This is a genomic window from Mycolicibacterium septicum DSM 44393 (assembly GCF_000455325.1).
Taxonomy (GTDB): Bacteria; Actinomycetota; Actinomycetes; order Mycobacteriales; family Mycobacteriaceae; genus Mycobacterium; species Mycobacterium septicum.
Map to the genome: position 1 here is coordinate 141,915 of NZ_HG322951.1, position 4,452 is coordinate 146,366.

Annotated in this window: 6 protein-coding genes and 1 pseudogene; 5 read left to right on the top strand and 2 right to left on the bottom strand. The window is 69.8% G+C overall.

Annotated features, from left to right (window positions below; all coding sequences use genetic code 11):
• From TX88_RS34105 to TX88_RS33020, 3 genes and pseudogenes are all read left to right on the top strand, one after another.
• Positions 1 to 187 (top strand): annotated as a pseudogene (locus tag TX88_RS34105) (hypothetical protein); the annotation flags it as partial.
• Between the two features lie 3 nt (positions 188 to 190).
• Positions 191 to 541, top strand: a complete 351-nt coding sequence (locus TX88_RS00655) for a metallopeptidase family protein (protein ID WP_044513876.1) — start codon at positions 191 to 193, stop codon at positions 539 to 541.
• Positions 542 to 594: 53 nt separating this feature from the next.
• The gene (locus TX88_RS33020; RefSeq protein ID WP_084621747.1) at positions 595 to 795 is read left to right on the top strand and encodes a hypothetical protein; all 201 of its coding nucleotides are present in this window, start codon (positions 595 to 597) and stop codon (positions 793 to 795) included.
• Here TX88_RS33020 and TX88_RS00665 read toward each other — a convergent pair.
• Both TX88_RS00665 and pheA read right to left on the bottom strand, forming a co-directional pair.
• Entirely contained in the window at positions 792 to 1,481 is a 690-nt protein-coding gene (locus TX88_RS00665) for a histidine phosphatase family protein (RefSeq protein ID WP_044513879.1), read from the bottom strand. The genes TX88_RS33020 and TX88_RS00665 overlap by 4 nt on opposite strands.
• On the bottom strand, positions 1,478 to 2,422 hold the full coding sequence (pheA, locus tag TX88_RS00670; protein WP_044513881.1) for a prephenate dehydratase: 945 nt from the start codon (positions 2,420 to 2,422) through the stop codon (positions 1,478 to 1,480). Before pheA ends, TX88_RS00665 begins: the two co-directional genes overlap by 4 nt.
• Before the next feature lie 145 nt (positions 2,423 to 2,567).
• On the opposite strand from pheA, the gene TX88_RS00675 reads away from it, so the two are divergent.
• On the top strand, positions 2,568 to 3,362 hold the full coding sequence (locus TX88_RS00675) for a DUF2470 domain-containing protein (protein WP_044513883.1): 795 nt from the start codon (positions 2,568 to 2,570) through the stop codon (positions 3,360 to 3,362).
• Between the two features lie 46 nt (positions 3,363 to 3,408).
• Positions 3,409 to 4,185: a CPBP family intramembrane glutamic endopeptidase gene (locus TX88_RS00680; RefSeq protein ID WP_044513884.1), complete on the top strand. Its 777-nt coding sequence runs from the start codon at positions 3,409 to 3,411 to the stop codon at positions 4,183 to 4,185.
• Positions 4,186 to 4,452: the final 267 nt, after the last annotated feature.

A 4,452-nucleotide genomic window follows, 5' to 3' on the forward strand; every position in this document is an offset into this window, starting at 1 on the left:
GCACCTGCCGCAGGCCGCGACCACTGCGGCGCCGGCTCCCACGCAGGCCAACACGTTCAACCCGCCGCCGCCTGAGCAGGGCCAGGCCCCGGCGCCCGAACAGGCTCCGGCACCGGCTCCCGATGGCGGCGCGCCGCCCGCCGGCCCGCCGCCGGGTGAGCCGGTCCCCGTACCGCCGGGACCGTAACCCGTGCCGGTGCGGATGAGCTCGCAGCGTTTCGACGAGTTGGTATCCGACGCACTCGACCTGATCCCGCCGCAGTTGGCGGCCGCGATCGACAACGTGGTGATCCTGGTCGAGGATCGCGACCCCGACGAGCCCGAGATCCTGGGCCTGTACCGGGGAATCGCGCTGACCGAGCGGGATTCCTGGTACGCCGGGTCATTGCCGGACACCATCACGATCTACCGCGAAGCCCTGCTGGACTTCTGTGACAGCGAGGCCGACGTGGTCGACGAGGTGGCGATCACCGTGATCCACGAGATCGCGCACCATTTCGGGATCGATGACGAGCGGCTCCACGAACTCGGTTGGGGCTAGGTCACCAGGCGCGGCAACCACGTTTTGTCGGCCCACAGTGCTATCAACGGGCTATGACCATCCAGTGCCGGGAGTGCGCGGCCGGTCTGGAGCATTGCCACGGCACCGTGATCCACCACGTCCGGTACCGCACGGAATGCACCGACGACGCCTGCACCACCCCGGAAGCAGCGCACACGTTCAGCCTCGACTGTGAGGCGGTCGGCTGCCAGTGTGCCCATGAGAGCGCACTCTCGAGCCGGCGGTACGCCTAGCCCATCGGGTCGGTTTCGGACGTCACCGCGTCCGCGACCGGTGTCGCGGCGGGCTCCGGATAGAACGGCGGAGTCACCGCCGCCCACTGCACACAACTCCAGCGCCCATCGGTGATCGGCGCCAGCACAATCGATTCGGTGTTGGCCAGGTGATGGTCGAGGGCGAAGCTGCCGTCGACGCCGGCCAGCACGGCAGCCACCAAACGGATCGCGGCGCCATGGCTCACCAGCACGATGTCGCTGTGGAAGTCCTGGTCGTCGAGGTAGCGCAACCGAAGATCGGTGAGCACCGGCACGTACCGGCCCAGGACCGCCTCTGCGCTTTCGCCGCCGGGCATGGGCACATCCAGTTCGCCGAGGTGCCAGCGCTCGTAGATCCGGTTGAACTCGGCGACGGCGTCGTCGTCGCTGCGATCCTCCAGTTCACCGACCTGGACTTCGTGGACCCCTTCGAATTCGAATGGGACAAGGCCGGTTTCGGTGCCGATTCCGGCTGCGGTCTGCGCTGCGCGCCGGGCCACGGAGTGGGCCAGGATCGACGGACGCTGACCGAGCGTGCCGGCGAACCGCCGGGCCTGGTCATGGCCGAGGTCGGTCAGCTCGGCACCGGGCGGCCGGGTGTCCAGACGCCGGGCGACGTTGCCGTGAGACTGACCGTGGCGGACGAGTATCAGCCGTCCGCTCATGAGCCGCCCGTCCCGTCACGCAAGCCCGTCAACCACCGTGTGGCCTCGTCCAGCCGCGGCGGGGGCGCACCCGCGCTCGCTCCGGTCGGCCATGAACCCAGATATCGCACATCAGTACAACGTCGGTGCAGCGCTTTGAGTGCCTCGGCCACCGAATCATCATCGATATGTCCCACGCAGTCCAGGAAGAACATGTACGTGCCCAGCTCGGTTCTGGTGGGCCGGGATTCGATCCGGGTCAGGTCGATGTCGCGGATCGAGAATTCCGTCATCGCCGTGACCAGCGCACCCGGGACGTTGTCCAGGCGCAGCACCACCGAGGTGCGGTCGGCTCCGGTGGCTGCCGGCGGTACGCCGGGCGGGCCGGCCAGGACGAACCGGGTGCGGGCGTTGGCCTCGTCGACGACGTCGGCGGCCAGGATGTCGAGGCCGCAGCGCTCGGCGGCGAGCCGGGTGCTCACCCCGGCGTCGGCGTGGCCCCCGGCGACCTCGTGGGCGGCCGCGGCGTTGGAGGTGGCGGGCACGATCTCGGCGTCGGGCAGGTTGGCGGCCAGCCATCGGCGCACCTGCGCGAGGGCGACCGGGAATGCGGCCACGGTCCGCACCGGCCCGCTGTGCCCGGGGCGGGTGACGATCGTGAAGGCGACGTCGAGGGTCAGCTCGGCGTAGATCTGCAGCGGTTTGCCGGCCGCCAGGCTGTCCAGCGTGGGCAACACCGATCCCTCGATCGAGTTCTCGATCGGCACGCAGGCGTAGTCGGCCCGGCCGTCCCGGACCGCGGCCAGCGCACCGGGGGTGCTGTCGGTCAGGACGGGGGTGAAGCGGTCCTTGCCCTCACCGGTCGCCGGCTGCAGGTCCGGCACCAACTCGTGGGCCACCATCTGCAATAACGCCACTTCGGTAAAGGTTCCCTCCGGCCCGAGGTAGGCGATGCGCGGCACGTCCCAACCCTATCGGGTCGACGGGCGGGCTATGGGTCGATGACGGTCCGGCCGGTGTTTCACGAAAGCCTTGCCCGTACCGCACCGCGCAGTTAAGTTAGGCTTACCTCACCTAAAGACCTCACCTAGTTTCGAAGGCGGCGAGATGGCCATAGCGACACCGACGACAGCCGAGCGGATCCGCAGTGCATGCGCGCGAGGCGGCGGCGCCATGCTCGCGGTCGAGGGCATCGAGCCGGTCGCCTCGCCCGTTCATCACCTGCTCGACGACGGGTCCTTCGCGATCACGGTCCCCGAGAACAGCCCGCTGGCCGGCATGGCGATGTCGGCCGGCTCGGCCGGGGTCCAGGCCGTGTTGGAGATGACCGACTACGCCCCGCTGCCGCTGCGCGAGCCGGTGCGCTCCCTGGTGTGGATCCGCGGCCGCCTGCAGCACGTGCCGTCGTCGGAGGTCGCCGCACTGCTCGATCTGGTCGCCACCGAGAATCCGGATCCGGCCCTGCTGCAGGTCAACTCCAGGGCCGCGTCGGACGCCGGACAGGATGACGACAACTACATGCTGATGCGCCTGGAGATCGAGTCGGTGGTGGTGGCCGATTCCACGGGTGCCGAGTCGGTCGGCCTGGGCGCCCTGCTTCAGGCCCGCCCTGATCCGTTCTGCGCGATGGAATCCGGCTGGTTGCAACACATGGAGTCCTCCCACCGCGACGTGGTGGAGCGCCTGGCCACCCGCCTGCCGATGACCCTGCGCCAGGGCCGGGTCCGCCCGCTGGGTCTGGACCGCTACGGCGTGCAGCTGCGGGTGGAGAACGAACACGGCGACCACGACGTGCGGTTGCCGTTCCCCAAGCCGGTCGATGACGTCACCGGCCTGAGCCAGGCCATCCGCGTCCTGATGGGCTGCCCGTTCCTCAACGGCCTGCGCGCGCGCCGGATCTGACCCGCACGATCTTCCCCGCGGCCCGGGCGCAGCTACCGTAGCTTCGGTGACGACTTCGGCTACCGGGCCCGACGAGCAGCTCGAGCCGCAGCGTCGCACGCTCAAGATCGAGATCGCCGTCGTGCTGGCGGTGACGTTCGGGCTCAGCGCCTACACCGCGGGGCTGCGGCTCATCGAGGCCGTGCTGCTCGGGCTGTCCGGCCAGACGGTCGCCCTCAACCCGAAGCGCTCCCCGTTCGACCTGATCGACCTCGGCCTGCATCTGGCCGTGGTCCTGCAGCTGCTGTCCTGGGGAGCGCTGGCCCTCTACCTGTTGTGGCGCAGCGGTTTCGGACCATCCGCGATCGGGCTGTCGCGCCCGCAATGGCGTGCCGACGGCTTGGGTGGGCTCGGCCTGGCCCTGCTGATCGGCCTGCCCGGCCTTGGCTTCTACGTGCTGGCCCGAGTCATGGGCCTGAGCGCCGACGTCGAACCCGCCGAGCTGTACGACACGTGGTGGCGCATCCCGATGCTGCTCGGCGTGGCGTTCGCCAACGGTTGGGCCGAAGAGATCATCGTGGTGGGGTTCCTGCTGACCCGGCTGCGCCAGCTCGACGTCAGCCCCGGACGGGCACTGGTGATCTCCAGCCTGCTGCGCGGCGCATATCACCTGTACCAGGGCTACAGCGCGGGTCTCGGCAACGTGGTGATGGGCCTGGTGTTCGGCTACGCATGGCAGCGCACCGGGCGGTTGTGGCCGCTGATCATCGCCCACACCCTGATCGACGCGGTGGCATTCGTCGGCTACGCGCTCGTGGCGGATCATCTGACCTGGCTGCGATAGCGCATCGGCCACGTACATTTCTGCTGTGGACGACTTCACCGCCTCAGGGGGACCTCCCGACCCGCGCTCGCGGCGTCCGGGACCGCGCCGCCATGACGCCGAGCCGTCCCAGGTGATCCGGCGGGACCCGAACCACCGCCCGGCCTGGCCGCCGAATCCGCCCACGCCGCCCCGGCGACAGCCACCGCCACCCAGACAACCCCCGCCACCCAGACAACCTCCGCCCCCAAGACAGCCCCCGAGGCAGCCCCCACCCAGGTCGGCTCC